Here is a 310-nt window from a genome sequence, read left to right on the forward strand (position 1 = left end):
CGATAGCGAGAAGGTCACACCCGTTCCCATACCGAACACGGAAGTTAAGCTTCTAAAGCGCCGATGGTAGTTGGGGGTTCTCCCCCTGTGAGAGTAGGACGTCGCCAGGCAAATTGAAAAGACCTAAAGGTAATTAAGCCTTTAGGTCTTTTTGTGTGGAAAAAGTAGTATTTCGTAATATTATATTTCCGTAGTATCGTTAGTATGAGTAAAATGTTTGTGGGAGAATAAATATCCTTTTTGTCTAGTTGGGGGACGCGTCCTCCAACTAGACAAAAAGGCCACCAAGCGAGAGCGCGGTAGCTGGAAA

The 310-nt window shown here is 44.8% G+C and carries 1 rRNA gene; it reads left to right on the forward strand.

The features are described 5' to 3' along the window. Nucleotides 1–110 (forward strand): 5S ribosomal RNA (gene rrf, locus ACTQ5K_RS25660); the annotation flags it as partial. Nucleotides 111–310: the final 200 nt, after the last annotated feature.

The organism is Niallia sp. Sow4_A1, assembly GCF_052116745.1.
Taxonomy (GTDB): domain Bacteria; phylum Bacillota; class Bacilli; order Bacillales; family Cytobacillaceae; genus Niallia; species Niallia hominis.